At 67.0% G+C, this 17394-nt stretch carries 18 protein-coding genes and 2 pseudogenes; 12 read left to right on the top strand and 8 right to left on the bottom strand.

Annotation, left to right across the window (positions count from 1 at the left end):
- Nucleotides 1–58: 58 nt before the first annotated feature.
- Together DFJ65_RS01620 and DFJ65_RS01615 are read left to right on the top strand one after the other, a co-directional pair.
- Nucleotides 59–391 carry a transposase gene (locus tag DFJ65_RS01620; protein WP_115921510.1) on the top strand — a complete coding sequence of 111 codons (333 nt, stop codon included), beginning with the start codon at nt 59–61 and terminating at the stop codon, nt 389–391.
- Nucleotides 388–993, top strand: a complete 606-nt coding sequence (locus tag DFJ65_RS01615) for an IS3 family transposase (protein ID WP_245949915.1) — start codon at nt 388–390, stop codon at nt 991–993. The genes DFJ65_RS01620 and DFJ65_RS01615 overlap by 4 nt, the downstream gene beginning before the upstream one ends.
- A gap of 272 nt (nt 994–1265) precedes the next feature.
- Here DFJ65_RS01615 and DFJ65_RS01610 read toward each other — a convergent pair whose 3' ends face one another.
- Nucleotides 1266–1568 (bottom strand): hypothetical protein, encoded by a 303-nt coding sequence (locus DFJ65_RS01610; RefSeq protein WP_115924042.1) that lies wholly within the window; start codon nt 1566–1568, stop codon nt 1266–1268.
- A 75-nt stretch (nt 1569–1643) separates the two neighbouring features.
- Between DFJ65_RS01610 and DFJ65_RS01605 the strand changes: the two genes are divergently transcribed.
- The 4 genes and pseudogenes from DFJ65_RS01605 to DFJ65_RS17640 form a co-directional block, all read left to right on the top strand.
- Nucleotides 1644–2177, top strand: coding sequence for an orotate phosphoribosyltransferase (locus DFJ65_RS01605; protein WP_115921508.1), 534 nt, complete (start codon nt 1644–1646; stop codon nt 2175–2177).
- A 48-nt stretch (nt 2178–2225) separates the two neighbouring features.
- On the top strand, nt 2226–2999 hold the full coding sequence (locus DFJ65_RS01600) for a class I SAM-dependent methyltransferase (protein WP_115921507.1): 774 nt from the start codon (nt 2226–2228) through the stop codon (nt 2997–2999).
- A 10-nt stretch (nt 3000–3009) separates the two neighbouring features.
- The gene (locus DFJ65_RS17650) at nt 3010–3417 is read left to right on the top strand and encodes a hypothetical protein (protein ID WP_211308338.1); all 408 of its coding nucleotides are present in this window, start codon (nt 3010–3012) and stop codon (nt 3415–3417) included.
- 15 nt (nt 3418–3432) lie between these two features.
- Nucleotides 3433–3978: pseudogene (locus DFJ65_RS17640) on the top strand (sterol desaturase family protein); the annotation flags it as partial.
- Between the two features lie 44 nt (nt 3979–4022).
- Here DFJ65_RS17640 and DFJ65_RS01590 read toward each other — a convergent pair.
- Genes DFJ65_RS01590 through DFJ65_RS01580 form a run of 3 tightly spaced genes read right to left on the bottom strand, consistent with a single transcriptional unit; the run spans nt 4023 to nt 6529 of the window.
- The gene (locus tag DFJ65_RS01590; RefSeq protein ID WP_115921506.1) at nt 4023–4664 is read right to left on the bottom strand and encodes a DUF305 domain-containing protein; all 642 of its coding nucleotides are present in this window, start codon (nt 4662–4664) and stop codon (nt 4023–4025) included.
- A 54-nt stretch (nt 4665–4718) separates the two neighbouring features.
- Nucleotides 4719–5789 carry a HAMP domain-containing sensor histidine kinase gene (locus tag DFJ65_RS01585; RefSeq protein WP_170143953.1) on the bottom strand — a complete coding sequence of 357 codons (1071 nt, stop codon included), beginning with the start codon at nt 5787–5789 and terminating at the stop codon, nt 4719–4721.
- Between the two features lie 29 nt (nt 5790–5818).
- On the bottom strand, nt 5819–6529 hold the full coding sequence (locus DFJ65_RS01580) for a response regulator transcription factor (protein ID WP_115921504.1): 711 nt from the start codon (nt 6527–6529) through the stop codon (nt 5819–5821).
- 173 nt (nt 6530–6702) lie between these two features.
- Here DFJ65_RS01580 and DFJ65_RS01575 point away from each other — a divergent pair, with 173 nt between their 5' ends.
- A complete protein-coding gene (locus DFJ65_RS01575) occupies nt 6703–8862 on the top strand; it encodes a heavy metal translocating P-type ATPase (RefSeq protein ID WP_115921503.1) in 2160 nt (719 codons plus the stop codon).
- Between the two features lie 40 nt (nt 8863–8902).
- Entirely contained in the window at nt 8903–9736 is an 834-nt protein-coding gene (locus DFJ65_RS01570; protein WP_115921502.1) for an SDR family NAD(P)-dependent oxidoreductase, read from the top strand.
- Nucleotides 9737–9752: 16 nt separating this feature from the next.
- Here DFJ65_RS01570 and DFJ65_RS01565 read toward each other — a convergent pair whose 3' ends face one another.
- Together DFJ65_RS01565 and DFJ65_RS01560 are read right to left on the bottom strand one after the other, a co-directional pair.
- The gene (locus DFJ65_RS01565; RefSeq protein ID WP_115921501.1) at nt 9753–10262 is read right to left on the bottom strand and encodes a peptidoglycan-binding domain-containing protein; all 510 of its coding nucleotides are present in this window, start codon (nt 10260–10262) and stop codon (nt 9753–9755) included.
- A gap of 30 nt (nt 10263–10292) precedes the next feature.
- Complete coding sequence (locus DFJ65_RS01560) at nt 10293–10922, bottom strand: hypothetical protein (RefSeq protein WP_115921500.1); 630 nt, start codon at nt 10920–10922, stop codon at nt 10293–10295.
- Nucleotides 10923–11080: 158 nt separating this feature from the next.
- Here DFJ65_RS01560 and DFJ65_RS01555 point away from each other — a divergent pair.
- Both DFJ65_RS01555 and DFJ65_RS17115 read left to right on the top strand, forming a co-directional pair.
- A pseudogene (locus DFJ65_RS01555) lies at nt 11081–12423 on the top strand (ISL3 family transposase).
- A 214-nt stretch (nt 12424–12637) separates the two neighbouring features.
- Nucleotides 12638–12817 (top strand): hypothetical protein, encoded by a 180-nt coding sequence (locus DFJ65_RS17115; RefSeq protein WP_211308335.1) that lies wholly within the window; start codon nt 12638–12640, stop codon nt 12815–12817.
- A 281-nt stretch (nt 12818–13098) separates the two neighbouring features.
- Here DFJ65_RS17115 and DFJ65_RS01545 read toward each other — a convergent pair whose 3' ends face one another.
- Nucleotides 13099–13749, bottom strand: a complete 651-nt coding sequence (locus DFJ65_RS01545) for a DUF6414 family protein (protein ID WP_425452942.1) — start codon at nt 13747–13749, stop codon at nt 13099–13101.
- Nucleotides 13750–13987: 238 nt separating this feature from the next.
- Here DFJ65_RS01545 and DFJ65_RS01540 point away from each other — a divergent pair, with 238 nt between their 5' ends.
- The gene (locus tag DFJ65_RS01540) at nt 13988–15184 is read left to right on the top strand and encodes an IS110 family RNA-guided transposase (RefSeq protein WP_115921497.1); all 1197 of its coding nucleotides are present in this window, start codon (nt 13988–13990) and stop codon (nt 15182–15184) included.
- Here DFJ65_RS01540 and DFJ65_RS18400 read toward each other — a convergent pair.
- Complete coding sequence (locus DFJ65_RS18400) at nt 15093–15326, bottom strand: DUF6414 family protein (RefSeq protein WP_425453010.1); 234 nt, start codon at nt 15324–15326, stop codon at nt 15093–15095. The genes DFJ65_RS01540 and DFJ65_RS18400 overlap by 92 nt on opposite strands.
- A 216-nt stretch (nt 15327–15542) precedes the next feature.
- Here DFJ65_RS18400 and DFJ65_RS01535 point away from each other — a divergent pair, with 216 nt between their 5' ends.
- Nucleotides 15543–17288 carry an N-6 DNA methylase gene (locus DFJ65_RS01535; protein WP_115921496.1) on the top strand — a complete coding sequence of 582 codons (1746 nt, stop codon included), beginning with the start codon at nt 15543–15545 and terminating at the stop codon, nt 17286–17288.
- Nucleotides 17289–17394: the final 106 nt, after the last annotated feature.

Genomic DNA, 17394 nt, shown 5'->3' with positions numbered 1-17394 from the left:
CTGAGGTTTCCGGGCACCGATCTTGAGGGGATGATCCTCTCGGGAAGGAGTACAGGAGATGCCTGCACCGAAGTCGCCGGAGTTCCGGCAGCGCGCCGTGGAGTTAGCGCGTTTGAGGGAGAAGCCAATCGCCCAGATCGCCAAGGACCTCTCGATCAGTGAGTCATGCCTGAGGCGGTGGATGGACCAAGCCGATATCGACGCCGGCCACGGCCTGACCAAAGACGAGCGGGCCGAGCTGGTCCGGCTGCGCCGGGAGACTCGAGTCCAGGCGATGGAGATCGAGATCCTCAAGCGGGCCTCGGCGTACTTCGCGCGGGAGAACGTGCTCCCAAAATGGGGTTCCGGTTCGTCCACGAACTCGCCGCTCAGGGCTTGCCTGTGGCGGTGACGTGCCGGGTGTTGAAGGTCTCCACCTCGGGCTACTACGAGTGGCGTACCCGTGGCCCGAGCAGCCGTGACCTTGAGGACGCGCACCTGCTCGACGCGATCATCGCCGTCCACGCTGATGCCCGTGGCACGTACGGGGTCCGTCGCGTCCATGCTGAGCTCACCCTCAGTCAGGACCGCCGCTGCGGCCGGCAACGCGTGGAACGGCTCATGCGGGTCCACGGGCTGCAGGGTGTGCACCGCCGCAGGTGGCGGCACGCGAAACGCTCCGAGGCGGTGTTCGAGGACCACGTGCAACGCAAGTTCGTCGCGGACGCCCCGAACAGGTTGTGGGTCACCGACATCACCCAGCACCGCACCAGCGAGGGATGGGTCTACTGCGCGGCGGTGATCGACGTGCATTCCCGCCGCTGCGTGGGCTGGTCCATCGCTGACCACCTGCGCACCGAGCTGGTCGTCGACGCCCTCGACATGGCGCGATGGCAACGCAAACCCGTTGGGACCACGGTGCATTCGGACAGAGGAGCCCAATACACCTCGTGGTACATAACTCGACCACGCGAATGCGTCGACTCGTTGACCTGCATGAATGCTGCAACGTGACCACGATGAGAACAGTTCTCACACCGGACAAGTGTCCAATCTGTGCAATCGCAATGCCCAATGAGAGCCAAACGAGGCCCCACTTTGATCGAATCGCCGTTTGATCAAAGTTCGCTGCATCTCGACATCAATGGCCTTAGTGCCTTCACCGTGCCTCCGTCCGAAGGCGTTTGTGCAGGTCAGAGCGCTGATTCCCTCGAGAACTGCGCGATCAGCCCCTCACTTGGGTACCAGGGCAGGTACCCATCCCGCGGTCCGCTCGTCCGGCGTCGTCAGTCCGGCTCCGTGTAGCTGACAAGCTTGCCGGCGGCCTCGGCGTACGCAATCTCATCGCGAGTCGACTCGCCGACATACCCGCCGGGATTGACGATCAAGACCCTGTCGGCCAGGTCGATCTTGTGCCGGTGCAGGGCATCCAGCAGATCCTTCTGTTCCGGGCCAGGCACCTCGTCCATCTCGACCGGCGCGAGCACGATGGCTCCCCGGAGGCTCAGGTCACGACTCGCGGCGCGCATCTCGCTCGCGAACCTCGCCGATCCGCAGAGGCAGACGATCTCAGGACGAGTGGTGGTCATCGCGTCCAACGGCCGAGGCCCGCCGAGCCGGCGCTGGAAAGCGTGAGCCCAGGCGCCGTGCCGGATGATCAAGACATGCCTAACGACGTCCGAACCCTCGCAGCCGACATCGACGCCACCTGCCGAATTCGTGGGACCTTCACCCTGCGCAGCGGAATCGTCACCGACGAGTACTTCGACAAGTACCGATTCGAGGGCGACCCTCACCTGCTGCGTCGGGTCGCCGAGGCGATGGTGCCGCTCCTTCCCGCCGACACGCAGGTGCTGGGCGGGTTGGAGTTGGGCGGAGTTCCGATCGCGACGATGATCAGCTCCCTGACAGGGCTGCCCGCGGTGTTCGTCCGGAAGGAGGCCAAGACGTACGGCACCTGCAAGCTGGCCGAGGGCGGCGACTTCAGCGGCCGCACCGTCACGTTGATCGAGGACATCGTCACCACCGGTGGAGCCGCTCGAAACGCCGCAGTTGCGCTGCGCGAGCTCGGTGCAACCGTCCACACGGTGGTCTGCGCGATCGACCGCTCCGAGCCCGCGCAGAACGTGCTCGGCGACATCGGACTGACCACGATCTCGGTCATGACGAAGGCTGACCTCGACGAGGTCGGAGCCTGAACGAACGTGAGGCTCGGCCAGCTGAACCGCGTCCGACATGATGTGGCGATGACTCACAGCACCGCCGATTCAGGCGACTCGAGCCGGACGTGGGAGCAGCTCTCCACCGGGTTCGAGCAGGCCCGGGCCCGCGAGGACTCGCTCGATCGACTCGTCGAGTGGCCGGCGCAGCGCGAGTTGCTCGGCGACGTGACCGGTCTGGCGGTGCTCGACGCCGGCTGCGGCAACGGCGCGAAGGTCGCGCAGCTGGCCGACGAGGGCGCCGCCGCGTGCGTCGGCGTAGACATCAGCGGCAACTTCATCGCGCCGCCGCCGGGTGTTGAGTTCATCCAGGGCGACCTGTCCGACCTGTCGGTGCTGCCGGGCATGACCGGCCGGCGATTCGATCGCGTCCTGTTCCTGCAGTCGTTCGGCTACGCCACCGATCCGGTGCACGCGCTACGGGTGGCCGCCTCGATGCTCACCGACGCCGGCTTCATCCTGCTGACTCGCACCCAGCCCGTCCGATACGCGATCGAGCGGGCCGAACAGAACGGCACCTCCCTCGGGCAGGAGTACTTCGCCACCGAGAGCTTCGCCGACCGACACGCGAACTGGGACGAGAACGTCACGCTGACCAAGCGTCCGTACACGATGTCCGACCTGCTCAACACGTTCAGCGCCGCGGAGCTGTGGATCGAAACGACCGTCGAACCGCAGCTGTCCGCGGAGGTCGCGCAGCGCTACCCGCACAAGCAGGCCGTGCTGGCCAAGTACCTCGGCATCCTGATGTTCAAGCTGCGCCCGTTGCCGCGGGTGTCCGGCTTGCGAACCAACGACTGAGGACGGACGCATGAAGCTGGACCTGACCGTGCTCGCCATCCCGGGTTTCATCGGGGCGATGGCTGCCGAATACGCCTGGCAGAGAAAGCATCCCGTCGCGCCCGGCACCCGCGCGGGCGACGTCGTCCGCAAACTGCGCAGCGACGACTTCGGCGAGGCCGGCGTGGCCGACTGGGACACCCGTGCCCTCCAGCAGCCGGCACCCACGACGGACGCACCTCCGGTGAAACCCGTGCTGCACCGCATCACCGGTGCGATCGGCGCCGTTGCGGTGGCATCGACGGCACTCGTCGTCGCCACCGAATGGGGCGCGCGCACGACCGGTCAGAAGCTGTTCGACGTCAGCCCGCTCGACCTCGGCGACAGCGCCGTCGTCGCGACGCTGGCCGTGCTCGGGTGGGACTTCATCTACTACTGAAACCACCGCTTCGACCACGAGGTGCGGTGGATGTGGGCGATGCACGAGGTGCATCACTCGAGCGAGCGCTACAACCTGTCGACCGCGCTACGGCAGCCTTGGGGCGAGACGATCACCCTCTAGGTGCCGTACAGCCTGCTCGCCCTGGTGGGCGTGCGCCCGAGCCACATCATGAACGCGCGCGCGATCAACCTGATCTACCAGTTCTGGATCCACACCGAGGCGGTGCGTTCGATCGGTCTGCTCGAACGGGTGCTCAACACCCCGTCGCACCACCGCGTGCACCACGGCACCAACAGCGAATACCTCGACCGCAACCACGGGAGCATCCTCATCGTCTGGGACAAGCTGTTCGGCACCTTCGAGGCCGAGAACGCGCAGCCCGTCTACGGACTCACCACCGACATCGACACCTTCAACCCGCTGCGCATCGCGAGCCACGAATGGGTCGAGATGTTCAAGGACGTCGCGAGCGCTGACACCTGGGGCGACCGTTGGTCGTACCTGCTGCGCGGGCCGGGCTGGGCCTACGACAAGCGCAAGGCGCGACTGGCTGCCTAGGTCACGAAGGTGGTTGCCTGCTGGTCGGATCCATCCGCAAGAGCTCAGGCCGCGGGGGTCTTCAGCAAGTCCTGCATCGTGCGGATCTCGGCGTTCTGAGCCTTGATGATCGAGTCGGCAAGGCTGCTGACCTCCGGGTTGTCGGTGGTCTTCTTGACGTCGGACGACATCGTGACCGCGCCTTGGTGGTGCTTGACCATCATCGTCAGCCACATCCGGTCGAACGCCGGGCCTGTCGCCTTGCCGAGCATGTCCATGTCCTGCTGCGACATCATTCCGGTCATGTCGCCCGTGCCGCTCATGCCGCTCATGCTGCTCATGTCGTGGCCCGAGTGATCGCCGCCGGTCGGCACGGTCGCGCCCCACGACTTCAGCCACCCGGTCATCGTGTTGATCTCGGGATCCTGTGCCTTCTTGATGGCGGCCGCGAGGCGGGTGACGTCGGCCGAGACGCCCTGCCGGTTGAGCGCCATGTCGGCCATCTGCACCGCCTGGCGGTGGTGCGGGATCATCTGCTGCGCGAACCTGATGTCACCTTGCCTGCCGGCTGCAGTCGCCGGTGACGCGGCCGAGGACATCATCGATCCGTGCCCCGCGGAGTGGCTGCTGTCGTCGCTTCCGCATGCTGTGAGCGTGAGTGCGAGCACGGCGGCGCCGGCGAGGGTGATCGTCGAAAGGTGTTTCATACCAACAAGACTCGTCCACCGATCTGACGTGCGGGTCGAGGTTCTATGGAGCTTTCATGGAGTTGGCAGGGTGATCCGAAAGCGTGCGCCCGTGCCGAACCCGTTGCTGTGCGCCGTGATCGACCCGCCGTGCGCGAGCACCACCGAACGACAGATCGCGAGGCCGATGCCCGCGCCTCCGTGGTCTCGGTCGCGCGCGGTGTCGGTGCGGTAGAACCGTTCGAAAACGTGCGCCAGGTGCTCCTCGCCGATGCCGTCGCCGTCGTCGGCCACCTCGATCGACACTGCCTGGGGCTCGGGTCGGACGGTGACCCGGATTCGTCCGCCGTCCGCTGTGTGTCGCTCCGCGTTGTCGAGCAGGTTCGTCAGCACCTGCTGCAGGCGTAGGCGATCGCCGCGTAGCGTCGTCCCGGACGGCGCGGACACGTCCAGCGTGAGGCCGCGCGCTCTGAGGTGGTCTTGGCGAGGGCCAGTGACCGAAGCGAGCAGCTCGGCGACGTCGATCGGGTTGCGTTCGAGGGTGATCGCGGATTCGTCCGCCCGCGAGATTGCGTTGATATCTCTCGTGAGCCGGTCGAGACGGGTCACCTGTTCGCGCAGCACGGCCGTGAGTTCGTGACCGCTCGTCACGTCGTCGTCGGCCGCGTCGAGGTAGACCTGAATCGTGGCGAGCGGTGTGCGTAACTCGTGGCCGAGATCGGAGAGCATCTGCTGGCGCACCTGCTCGGTGCTGGCGAGCTGGGCCGACATTCGATTGAACGCTGTGCCGACCGCAGCAAGCTCGCTCAGGCGGGTCGGCTTCGCGACCGTTGCCCCGTAGTGGCCGTCCGCGACACGCGTGGCGGCTGAGGCGAGGTCCTGCAGTGGGCCGGTCAGTCGTCGGCCGAGGACGACGGTGACCAGGCCGGCGGCAGCGATGGCTGCGAGGAGTGCGGCCCCCAAGGTGAGGAGCCCCGCGGACCGGAATGCCTCCTCGACGTGGTCGAAGGTGGACCCCGAGGTGTCGGATCCGGCGAGATGCAGATGTTCATGGAACAGGGGCGGGCCGATCACCGCGGCGGCCACCGTGGCGACGACCGCAGTGACACACAGGACAACGGCCTGAGCGATCAGCAGCCAGGTCACCAGGCTTCGAGATCGGCTGCCGACAGTCCTCATGATCCGCTGCCCGCTCGGTAACCGACGCCGCGCACCGTTTCGATGAAGCGTGGATTGGACGCGTCGTCGCCCAGCTTTCGACGCAGGTGCGCGATGTGGGTGTCGACGAGGTGCTCATCGCCCACCCAGTCCACGCCCCAGACGGCTTCGATGAGCGCTCGGCGGTCGAACGCACGTCGTGGTTGGCCCAAGAACGTTGCGAGCAAGTCAAATTCGGTGCGAGTGAGTTGGATCTGCGAGTCGGCGAGGCGTACCTCGCGCGCGTGAGTGTCGACGGTGAGGTCGCCCAGTCGCAGCGTTGCCGCGACTTGTGTGGATGCACCGCGCGGACGACGCAGGAGCACACCCACTCGTGCGACCAGTTCGCGGACGCTGAAAGGCTTGGTCATGTAGTCGTCGGCGCCCACCGAGAGGCCGATCAGGGTGTCGGTCTCGTCGTCCCGAGCGGTGACCATCAAGACCATGCAGTCCGAGAAGGTGCGCACCCGACGACATACCTCGACGCCGTCCAGGCCGGGCAGCCCGAGATCGAGAACGATGACATCGGGCACCCAGTCGCGCGCGGCCGAGACGGCGTCGGTGCCGGTGTGTTCCACGCGCACCCGATGCCCTGCGCGATCGAGGTAATTGGCGATCATGCCGGCCAGGGCCTTTTCGTCGTCAACGACGAGAACCCGCGTCCGGTGGTCATTCGGGGGCGCCTTCATCGGGCTAGTCTCGACCACGGTCGGGTCCGTGGGGGGAAGGACCGTGCCGAAGCGATCGACACGTCACACGATCTTCGTGAAATCTCCATGGTTCTCGGGAATAGTGTCGAGCGGTCGTTGGTTGCACGAGGCATGACCAAATACCCCCAGGGGGTATTATGCGAGAGGATGACATGAGTACGGAACCGCAGAACGCCGGCCATGAACACCACGGCGCCGTCAGTGCCGAGCAGTCGAGCCAAGAACACGCCGGTCACGCTGGGCATGCCGACCACGCTGGGCATGGCGGCCATGGCGGCCACGGCGGTCACGGCGGTCACGGCGGTCACGGCGGTCATGTCGCGATGTTCCGGAGGCTCTTCTGGGGCTCGCTCGTCGTTGCGATTCCCACCGTTCTCCTGTCGCGGATGTTCGCCGACCTCGTCGGCTACGACCTGCCGCACAACGTCCTGATCGACGCCGCCCCGCCGGTGCTCGGCACCGTCCTCTATGTGTGGTTCGGGCGGCCGTTCCTGACCGGTGCCGTCGGCGAGGTCAAGGCGCGTCAGCCCGGCATGATGCTGCTCGTCGCGCTGGCGATCACGGTCGCGTTCGTTGCGTCGTGGGGCGCGACTCTCGGGCTGCTGCCGCACCATCTCGACTTCTGGTGGGAGCTCGCGCTGCTGGTCGTGATCATGCTGCTGGGTCACTGGATCGAGATGCGGTCGCTGGCCCGCACGACGTCGGCTCTCGACTCGCTCGCGGCGTTGCTGCCCGACGAGGCCGAGCGTGTCGACGGCGACGAGATCTCCACCGTTTCGCCGTCCGACCTGCGGGCCGGCGACATCGTCGTCGTCCGCCCGGGCGGCAGCGTGCCGGCCGACGGACGCGTCGTGCAGGGTTCGGCGGCGATGGATGAAGCGATGATCACCGGTGAGTCGCGCACCGTGCGCCGCGAGGTCGGCGACGCGGTGGTGGCCGGCACGATCGCGACCGACTCCGGTCTGCGGGTCGAGGTGACGGCGACGGGCGACCAGACGACGCTCGCCGGCATCCAGAAGTTGGTGGCCGACGCGCAGGCGTCGGGTTCGCGCGCGCAGCGGCTGGCCGACACGGCTGCCGGATGGTTGTTCTGGTTCGCGCTCGGTTCGGCCCTGGTCACCTTCGTGGTGTGGGCCCTCGTCGGCCTGCCCGAAGACGGCGTCGTGCGCACGATCACCGTGCTCGTCATCGCCTGCCCGCACGCTCTCGGCCTGGCCATTCCGTTGGTGATCTCGATCGCCACCGAGCGCGCCGCGCGCGCCGGCGTGCTGGTGAAGGACCGCCTCGCGATGGAGTCGATGCGTTCGGTCGACACCGTCCTCTTCGACAAGACCGGCACGCTCACCAAGGGCCAGCCGACGGTCACCGCTGTGCAGCCCGCCGACTTGCAACCGCTCTCCGCCGACGACCTGTTGGCGCTGGCTGCGGCGGCCGAGGCCGACTCCGAACACCCACTCGCCCACGCGATCGTGCGGGCCGCCGAGCAGCACGAGCTCACCGTGCCGAAGGCCGACGGTTTCACCTCCCACCCCGCAGTCGGAGTGTCGGCGGACGTCGACGGACGCACCGTCCGCGTCGGTGGGCCGGCCCTGCTCGATCAGATCGGCGGCGACGAACTCGCCGTCGCGGACGACTGGCGCGAGGAGGGCGCGATCATCCTGCACGTCGTCGTCGACGGTGCGGTGGCCGGTGCGTTGCGCCTGGCCGACGAGATCCGCGAAGAGTCGCGCACCGCGGTGCAAGCGCTGCACGAGCGCAGTGTGCAGGTCGTCATGATCACCGGCGACGCCGAGGCGGTCGCGCACTCCGTGGGCGCCGAGCTCGGCATCGACCGAGTCTTCGCCGGCGTCCGCCCCGAGGACAAGGCGTCGAAGGTGGCCGAGTTGCAGGGCGAGGGACGGAAGGTCGCCATGGTCGGCGACGGCGTCAACGACGCGCCCGCACTGGCCACGGCCGACGTCGGCATCGCGATCGGTGCCGGCACCGACGTGGCGATCGGTTCGGCGGGCATCATCCTGGCGTCCGACGATCCGCGCTCGGTGCTGTCGGTGATCGAGCTGTCGCGTGCGACGTACCGCAAGAGCGTGCAGAACCTCGCGTGGGGCGCCGGTTACAACCTGGTCGCCGTGCCGCTCGCGGCCGGTGTGCTCGCGCCCATCGGTTTCGTGATGCCGATGTCGGTCGGGGCATTGCTGATGTCGGCCTCGACGGTCGTGGTCGCGCTCAACGCTCAGCTGCTGCGCAGGCTCGACCTGCGCCCCGGCTCGACGGCGCCCCAGAAGCACCAGCCGGAGGCGGCCGCGCGGCACTAGGTTGATCGGAGTCCGCACCCGCCCGGCTCGAGGAGTTCGCATGACCACCACCGCAGTCGTCACCGGAGCGTCGTCCGGGATGGGTCTGTTCGCCGCTGTCGAGTTGGCCAAGCGCGGCCTCGACGTCGTCGGCACGGTGCGTGACACCGCCCGCGCGAGCGCTCTGCTCGAGGCCGCCGACGAAGCCGGGGTGTCGGTGAGCATCGCCGAACTCGAGGTCACCGACCCCGCCGCGGGCGACCGCCTCGCGGCCATCGCCGCCGAACACGACGGCATCGACGTGCTGATCAACAACGCCGGACGCGGCTGCGTCGGCACCGCCGAAGACCTCACGATGGACGAGATCGAAGCCCAACTCGCGGTCAACTACCTCGGCCCGGTGCGCCTCACCAAGGCGGTGCTGCCCGCCATGCGCGAGCGCGGACAGGGGCGCATCCTCACCGTCACCAGCGTCGGCGGCGTGGTGGGTCAGCCGTTCGCCGACGCCTACTGCGGGGCGAAGTTCGCGGTCGAGGGCTTCATGCAGTCGCTCGCCGTCGTCGCCCGCGAGGTCGGCGTCTGGGTGAGCGTCGTCGAACCGGCCGCGGTCGCCAGCTCGTTCGTCGACAACGCCGCCCGCACCGCGAGCGAGGGGCCGTACGCCGCGCTGCTCGACGCCTACCTGGCCCGCACCAAGGTGTCGTTCGCCGCCGCACAGCAGGCCGCCGACGCCGGACGCGCCATCGCCGACGCCGCGACCTCCGACACCTACCGCTTCCGCTGGCAGACCTCCGAGGCCGCCGAACGGTTCGCCGGCATCTCGCTCGCCGACCTCGACGGCAGCCGCGTGCAGGGCGTGACCGCCGGGTGGATCGCACCGAGCGGCTCGGCCTGACACTCGGCACAAGCGATCAGCCCGCCAGCATTCCGCTGACCAGCGCCTGCCAGGTGAGGGTGCCGCACACGCCGTCCGCCGTGATGTTCGGGACGTCGGCGTGCACCGCCTGCTGGAAGGCCCGCACCGCGCTCTGCGTGAGTGGGCCGTACTGCCCGTCGACCGCGAGTTCGGTGGCCGGGTTGCCCGACAGGTTGCGGAAGTTGATCTCCACCTGCACTCCCTTGACGGCCGAGCCGCGGCTGCCCGACCGGCACGTGATGATCACGTGCGACCAGGTGATCGGGCCGACGATGCCGTCGACGGCGAGGCCGGCACCCTGCTGGAAGTGCCGCACCGCTGCGTCGGTCAGCGCACCGAACGAGCCGTCGGCGGTCAAGGTCGCACCGTGCGCGTTGAGCAGATGCTGCAGCGTCGGCACAGGATGACCGTTCGCGCCGCGGCGCAGCACGGGCCACGGCTGCAGGTTGCTCGCGACCACCGTCGTCGGCTGCCGCACCCACGCCTCGTGGGTGATGTTGACCATCGACGGGTGGTCGATGATGCCGATCGAGTTCTAGGTGAACAACGCGTACGCGGGTGCGTTCGGGTCGACACCTGCGGGCACGGCCACGTGCAACTGCGACGCGAGCCAACCGGTCGTGCCGTAGCCGAACAGCGACACGCAGTGGTCCTCGTTCGAGTCGGGCTGGAAGCCCGTGCCGAACCACCCGTTGCTGCCGCCGGTGGTCAGCCAGGCGGTGTCGAGCTGGTCGGCCGCGACACCGATCTTCACCGGGCCCTGGGTGATCGCGCCGCGCAGCGCTGACGCGTTCGTCCAGTCGACCGCGAGGTAAGCGCCGTCGTCGTAGACGGTGCTGCCGCGACGGAAACCGTCGTGCTGCATCCAGGTGAGTACGTCGGGCAGGTACGCACCCTCGAGCACACCGTGCGAGGTCGCCCAGCCGATCACCTCGGCGTCGGTGATGAAGATCTCCGGGTTGTGGCATGCCTTGGCGAACGCCTCCTCGGCGGTCACGCAGTCGCCGTGAACATCGTTGCCCCACATGGAAATCTGGGCCGGCACAGTGAGGAACTGCAGCGGCGCGGCCACCGGCGGCGCGAACGCCCGGGCGGCGGCGAGCACGTGCCGCGGGGTCGGGAGAGCACCGCGTCGGTGGGCGGGTGCGGCGGTCTGGTCGGACATCGTGAATCCCCTTTCGGTGCCTCGTGATCGAGGCACAACTGGCTCTTCGCCGTTGAGCGTGGGTGAGTAGGCGGCGCGCCGAGTGGGGTGCGGTGGGTGTGGGTCGAGGTCCTTGAGGATCAGAGGACTTCTACCTCCCTGACCGCAAGGACCTCGACATGGATGAGCCTACGTTCTGCTGCGGCGCTGCCGGCGGCTACTGCGACCGGTGTGACCTGCTCGTTGATCTGCCCGGGTTGCACGTGATCGGCGTTGAGCACGACACCGCCGGCCGGGTGGTCGTGACGGTCGAGTCAGCACCAGGACCGGTCGGGTTCCCGGCATGCGGGGTGGTCGCGATCGGGCACGGCCGGGACGTGGTGACCTTGGTCGACGCACCCTGTTTCGGGCGACCGGTCCGGGTGCGGTGGCGTAAGCGACGCTGGCGATGCCTGGAACCTTCCTGTCCCCGCACGGTGTTCGTCGAACAGGACGACCGGGTTGCGGCGCCACGGGCCAAGCTGACCACGCGTGCGTGTTGGTGGGCGATCGCTCAGATCCGACGTGAGCACGCCAGTGTCAACGGGATCCGCCGGCAGCTCGGCACCGGGTGGCGCACGGGGTGGCGCACCGTGTGGGAATCGATCCGGCCCCTGCTGCAAGCAGCTGCCGACGACCCGGCCCGATTCGACGGCGTCACGATCCTGGGTGTTGACGAGCATGTCTGGCACCACGTCAGCACCAAGCCAGTCGAGCACGGCGGCCGTGGCCCGAAAGAACTGACCGGGATGGTCGACCTGACCCCGGATGCCAACGGGCACAACCGAACTCGCCTGCTCGACCTCGTCCCGGGGCGGTCCGGGAAGGTGTACACCGACTGGCTCACCGACCGCGGCGAAGACTTTCGTGACCGAGTGCAGGTCGCGACGTTGGACCCGTTCCACGGGTACAAGAACGCGATCGATGATCGTCTCGAGGACGCCCGCGCGGTGCTGGACGCGTTCCACGTCGTCAAGCTCCCCACCCACATGGTCGATGAGGTCCGCCGCCGGGTTCAGCAGCAACTCCACGGGCACCGAGGCCGTCGTGACGACCCGTTGTACCGGATCCGGAACATCCTGCGCGCCGGGCAGGAGAACCTGACCGACCGGCAACGCGCACGTCTCGCCGCGGCGTTCACCGCGCACGAGGCGCACGTCGAGGTTGAACTCGCGTGGCAGTGCGCGCAGCAGGTCCGATCCGTGTACCACCAGCCCACGCACGCGGCCGGCCGCAAGATCGCCGAACAAGTACTGGACACCTTCACCACCTGCCCGATCGGTGAGGTCGCCCGCCTGGGCCGCACCCTCAAGCAGTGGCGTACCGAGTCCTCGGCTACTTCGACACCCATGGCGCGAGCAACGGCGGCACCGAAGCCATGAACGGGCTCATCGAACTCCACCGCCGTATCGCCCGCGGCTTCCGCAACCGGGACAACTACCGCCTGCGCATGCTCCTCATCGGCGGCGGGCTGAACCTATGACCCACGCTCAACGGCGAAGAGCCAGATTGGCTGGGCCGAGTGAGACGATGCAATTTGGTCAATCTTCAAGGCGTGTCATCGTCAGTCCTCGCTGCATCTCGACAGCTAAGAATGAAATTTTGGCCATTTCATTTCAGATTGCCCGGTTCGGGGCTCGATCTGCCCACGCCGGCTCGCTCGGGAGCGCGAGACCAGCGAGGCTGATCCGGTGTGCTTGACCCTCGGTCTCGATGACCAGCGGCTACCGCGGGATGCGCCTGCGCTTGGCTATTTCGTGCTGCGCAAGGTGGTGCTTGATGATCCGCAGGCAGCGCTGCTGATCGAAACCGACGGTTCTGATGGCCACTTCCACAACGCGCGCTTGCGGTGCCTGCAGGGCAACGCCGTTGAGTGACTTGAAGTCGTCATCTAGTTCGAAGTCCTGGACTGTGACCCGATACAGGCTCCCGCCACCCATCGGTGACTGCTCCGTCGGCCGCCACATCGAGGCGAAGGCCCACGCCCAGTCCCGCGTGGTCGTCAGGTATACGCGATCTGGCCGTTGTCCGATGCGCGTCATTCCGTCGCGGAGCGACTGTTGATGCAGCAGGCTCGGGATGCCTGTGACGGATGGCGGGAGGAGAAGGCCGCCGACGTCGCGTCCCGGTGCGCCCCCATGCCATAGGACTTGCCCACTCATCGGAAGATTGCGATCACGTTGACCGTGATCCCGGGCCCAGGAATCGTTGCGTCGTCCGTGCCGTCGGATGTCGCACGCTGCTCCTTGGCCATCTTGCGTCGTTCGGCCCGACTTAGCAGGTTGATGCCGGGGATGGTGATCATCGGATGGGATTCACCCTCCGGCCACTTCTTGATGACCTGGCCGACGACTACAGCGTCGCCCTCAAGTTCGTCGACAGCGACGCGAAGCTTGTCTGCATCCAGTTTGAAGACGAACGTCGCCTCGTTCTCATTCGTTTCACCCGTCGCGACCACGGATCCTCCGGCCCGTTCCGACAGAGCGCTCATCCCATCGAGGGCAGACCGTGTTTCGCCGTCGATCATGGTCCCGAAGGCGCTGGCTAGGTGAGCGATGCCGGCGAGTTCCCCAGCGTGCGCAATGGCACGCGCTGCACTCGGCACGTCCACGTAGCACTCCACCTCTACGAGGTCACGATTCGAAACGCTGCCGTAGGTCCCTCGGGTTTGAGAGTCAACCGTCTTCGCGGTCAGCTGCCCGATGAGGCGATTGAATCGCGATTCGGGTGTCTGCCGGCGTGTTCGGCTGATCTCCTCCGACGCTTCCCGCTTCCGAGACCCACCGGCTGTAGCTGGCCCGATCCGCACCCGTTACCGTCTTTGATGGGCCTTGAAGCAAGGCCCCTGGTCGCCGGCCCCGGCATGACTGATCACCCCTGTCGCTTGCATGATCCGGGAGGTGTTGTCACCGGGTGCTGGTGGCGCTGGTGGACCGCTGATAGGGACCGGGCCGCCCGAACGCCTGGGTAGGTCTCTTCGTAACGTGGATGTCGGCTTCCTGCGCCTGATCTGGTGACCAGCCGCTCGGACGCACGAGGAGGGGACCATGTCCCGACCTGACTACGCGGTGTACATCGGGCTCGATGTCGGCAAACAGGCGCACCACGCCTGCGCGCTGAACGTCGATGGCACACGGCTGCACGACAAACCGTTGCCCCAAGACGAGTCGTCGCTGCGTGGCCTGCTGACCGAACTCGGCACGCACGGTCGCCTGCTGGTCGTGGTCGATCAACCCGCAACGATCGGCGCGCTGCCCGTCGCGGTCGCCCGAGCCATGGGTATCGATGTGGCCTATCTGCCCGGGCTGGCGATGCGCCGTATCGCCGACCTGCACCCCGGCAACGCCAAGACCGACGCAAGGGACGCGTACGTCATCGCCGAAGCCGCCCGGTCGATGCCGCACGCCCTGCGACGGGTTGATGTCGGCGACGACACCCTGGCCGACCTGGAAGTCATCGTCGGCTTCGATGACGACCTGGCCGGGCAGGTCACCGCGCAAGCAAACCGGATCAGAGGCCTTCTGACACAAGTGAACCCAGCCCTCGAACGTGTCCTCGGCCCACGCATCCAACACCCGGCAGTCCTCGAACTCCTGACCCGCTTCGGTGGCCCGACCGGCCTGCGCGCGGCCGGCCGGCGACGTCTGCTCGCCGTCGCCAAACCCCGCGCGCCCCGCTCCTACCAACGCCTCGTCGACGACATCCAGACAGCGCTCACCGAGCAGACCGTCACCGTCCCTGGCACCCGAGCCGCCGAGCTGGTCCTGCCCAAACTCGCGACCGGACTGGCGCGCCTGCTGCACGACCGGGACGAGCTGGGAACCCAACTGGAGGACATGCTCGATGCCCACCCTCTTGCCGCGGTCCTGACCTCGATGCCCGGCATCGGCGTCAGGACCGGCGCACGGATCCTGCTCGAAGTCGGCGACGGTTCGAGCTTCCCCACCTCCGGCCACCTCGCCGCGTACGCCGGCCTCGCACCCGTCACCCGCCGATCCGGCACCTCGATCCGCGGTGAGCACCCCGCCCGAGGCGGCAACAAGCACCTCAAACGAGCGATGTTCCTCGCCGCGTTCGCCGCACTGCACGACCCGACCTCGCGGGCGTACTACGACCGCAAACGCGGCCAAGGCAAGAAGCACAACGCCGCCCTCATCTGCCTCGCCCGACGACGCTGCGACGTGCTGTACGCGATGCTTCGCGACGGAACCCTCTACCAACAGAAAACCCCAGCCGCCGCTTGACGAAGACCATAGGGACACCTCCCTCGGTGCCATGGATGCTCCCGCCGAGACTTCGTTCTTGCTCCTCGTCGTAGAGGCCGCCCTCGACCTGGGCGAGGTACTGGTCGACCAGTCGGCTGTCGAGGTATAGAAAGTCGCGCATCCCCATGGCTTTGTCCTCCGAGTCCTCCGGAGCCTCATTTCATCATGGCGAGCATGTATCCGCGGCGATCGTGATAGCGGGCTAGACCGCCGATGACGCTGTCGGTGCGGAGCCAGTACCACGGCTCCGCACCGTCGATGACCCCTGGCCCCAGCACGCGCGGGTGCTCCGGCAGGATGACCCCATAGTTCGGTTGTCTGGCACGAGGGGTCCCCGTTGAGCACGCTCGGAAGTTTCATTTGGTCGATCGCTGACCAGCTGCGGGGGCCGTATCGCCCGAACCAGTACGGCAACGTGATCCTTCCGCTGACGATCCTGCGGCGCCTCGACTGCATCCTCGAGCCGGACCGGGACACGGTGCGCGAGCTGGCGGCCAAGTTCGACAACCCGAACCGGCTCAAGATCGAGGTCAAGAAGGCCACCGGGCGATCGTTCTACAACACCTCGAACTACTCGTTCGCGAACCTGCTCAAGGATGCCGACGGCCTGGCGGACAACCTCAATGACTACATCGACCGGTTCTCCCCGGACGTCGACGTGTTCGAGTACTTCGACGTCAAGAAGGAGATCGTCGCGCTCGAGAAGGCGGAGCTGCTGCGCGAGGTCGTGAAGTCGTTCGCGGCGATCGACCTGCACCCGAGCTTGGTGTCCAACTCCGACATGGGTGACGCCTTCGAGTACATCATCCGCAAGTTCAACGAGGCCGCGAACGAGACCTCCGGAGACCACTACACGCCCCGCGACGCGATCAAGCTGCTCGTCGACCTGCTCTTCGCCGAGGAAGACGCCGGCCTGTCTGAGGCCGGTGCCGTGCGGACCCTCTACGACCCCACGGCGGGCACGGGCGGCATGCTCTCCCTGGCCCAGGAGCACCTGCTCCAGCAGAATCCCGACGCCCGGTTGAGCCTGTTCGGGCAGGAGTACAACCCGCAGTCGTACGCGATCTGCAAGTCGGACATGCTCGCCAAGGGCAACGACCCGAGCAACATCGCCTTCGGAAACACCCTCACCGACGATGCGTTCGTGAACCGTCAGTTCGACTTCTGCATGTCCAACCCGCCCTACGGCGTCGACTGGAAGCAGTACGCCAAGTCGATCAAGCAGGAGAAGGATTCCGCCGGACCGTACGGACGCTTCGCCCCGGGTCTGCCGGCGACCTCGGACGGGCAGATGCTCTTCCTGCTCCACCTTGCGCATAAGATGCGCGACCCGCAGGACGGCGGCGGTCGGGTCGGGATCGTCATGAACGGCTCCCCGCTGTTCAACGGCAGTGCAGGGTCGGGCCCGTCGGAGATCCGCCGGCACCTACTGGAGAACGACCTCGTCGAGGCGATCGTCGCGTTGCCGACCAACATGTTCTTCAACACGGGGATCGCGACGTACATCTGGATCCTCGACAACGCCAAGCAGCCGGAGCGTAAAGGCACCGTCCAGCTCATCGATGGCACGTCCTACTGGACGAAGATGCGCAAGAGCCTCGGCTCGAAGAATCGTGAGATCAGTGATGAGGATCGCGCCAAGGTCGTCAAGCTCTACGCCGACTTCGATGACGCGGACCCCGCCCAGTCGAAGGTGCTCCGCAATGACGAGTTCGGCTACTGGACCATCACCGTTGAGCGCCCCTTGTTGGACGACAATGGCGAGCCGGTCGTCGATCGCAAGGGCAAGCCGAAGCCCGATAGTAAGAAGCGCGACACCGAGAACGTGCCCTTCGCCTACGGCGGATCCACAGCGGGTCGCCTCGGCAAGAACGAAGTCATCCAAGTCTACTTTGACGCCGAGGTCGCACCGCACGTCCCCGACGCGTGGATCGACCACACCAAGACCAAGGTCGGCTACGAGATCCCCTTCACCCGCCACTTCTACAAGTACGTGCCGCCCCGGCCACTCGCCGAGATCGACGCCGACCTGGAGAAGCAAGTTGCCAAGATCCTCGGACTCCTGCGCGAGGTGGAGGCGTGATCCACCATCCATGGCAGCGAACCCGTTTGAAGTATGTCGTTGAAGTCAACGCGGCAGTGCTCCCAGAGTCCACTGACGAGGAGTTTGAGTTCGCGTACATAGACAT

Origin of the sequence: Calidifontibacter indicus, assembly GCF_003386865.1 — a bacterium.
Lineage (GTDB): Bacteria > Actinomycetota > Actinomycetes > Actinomycetales > Dermatophilaceae > Yimella > Yimella indica.
This window is presented reverse-complemented; position numbering and strand designations above follow the sequence as displayed.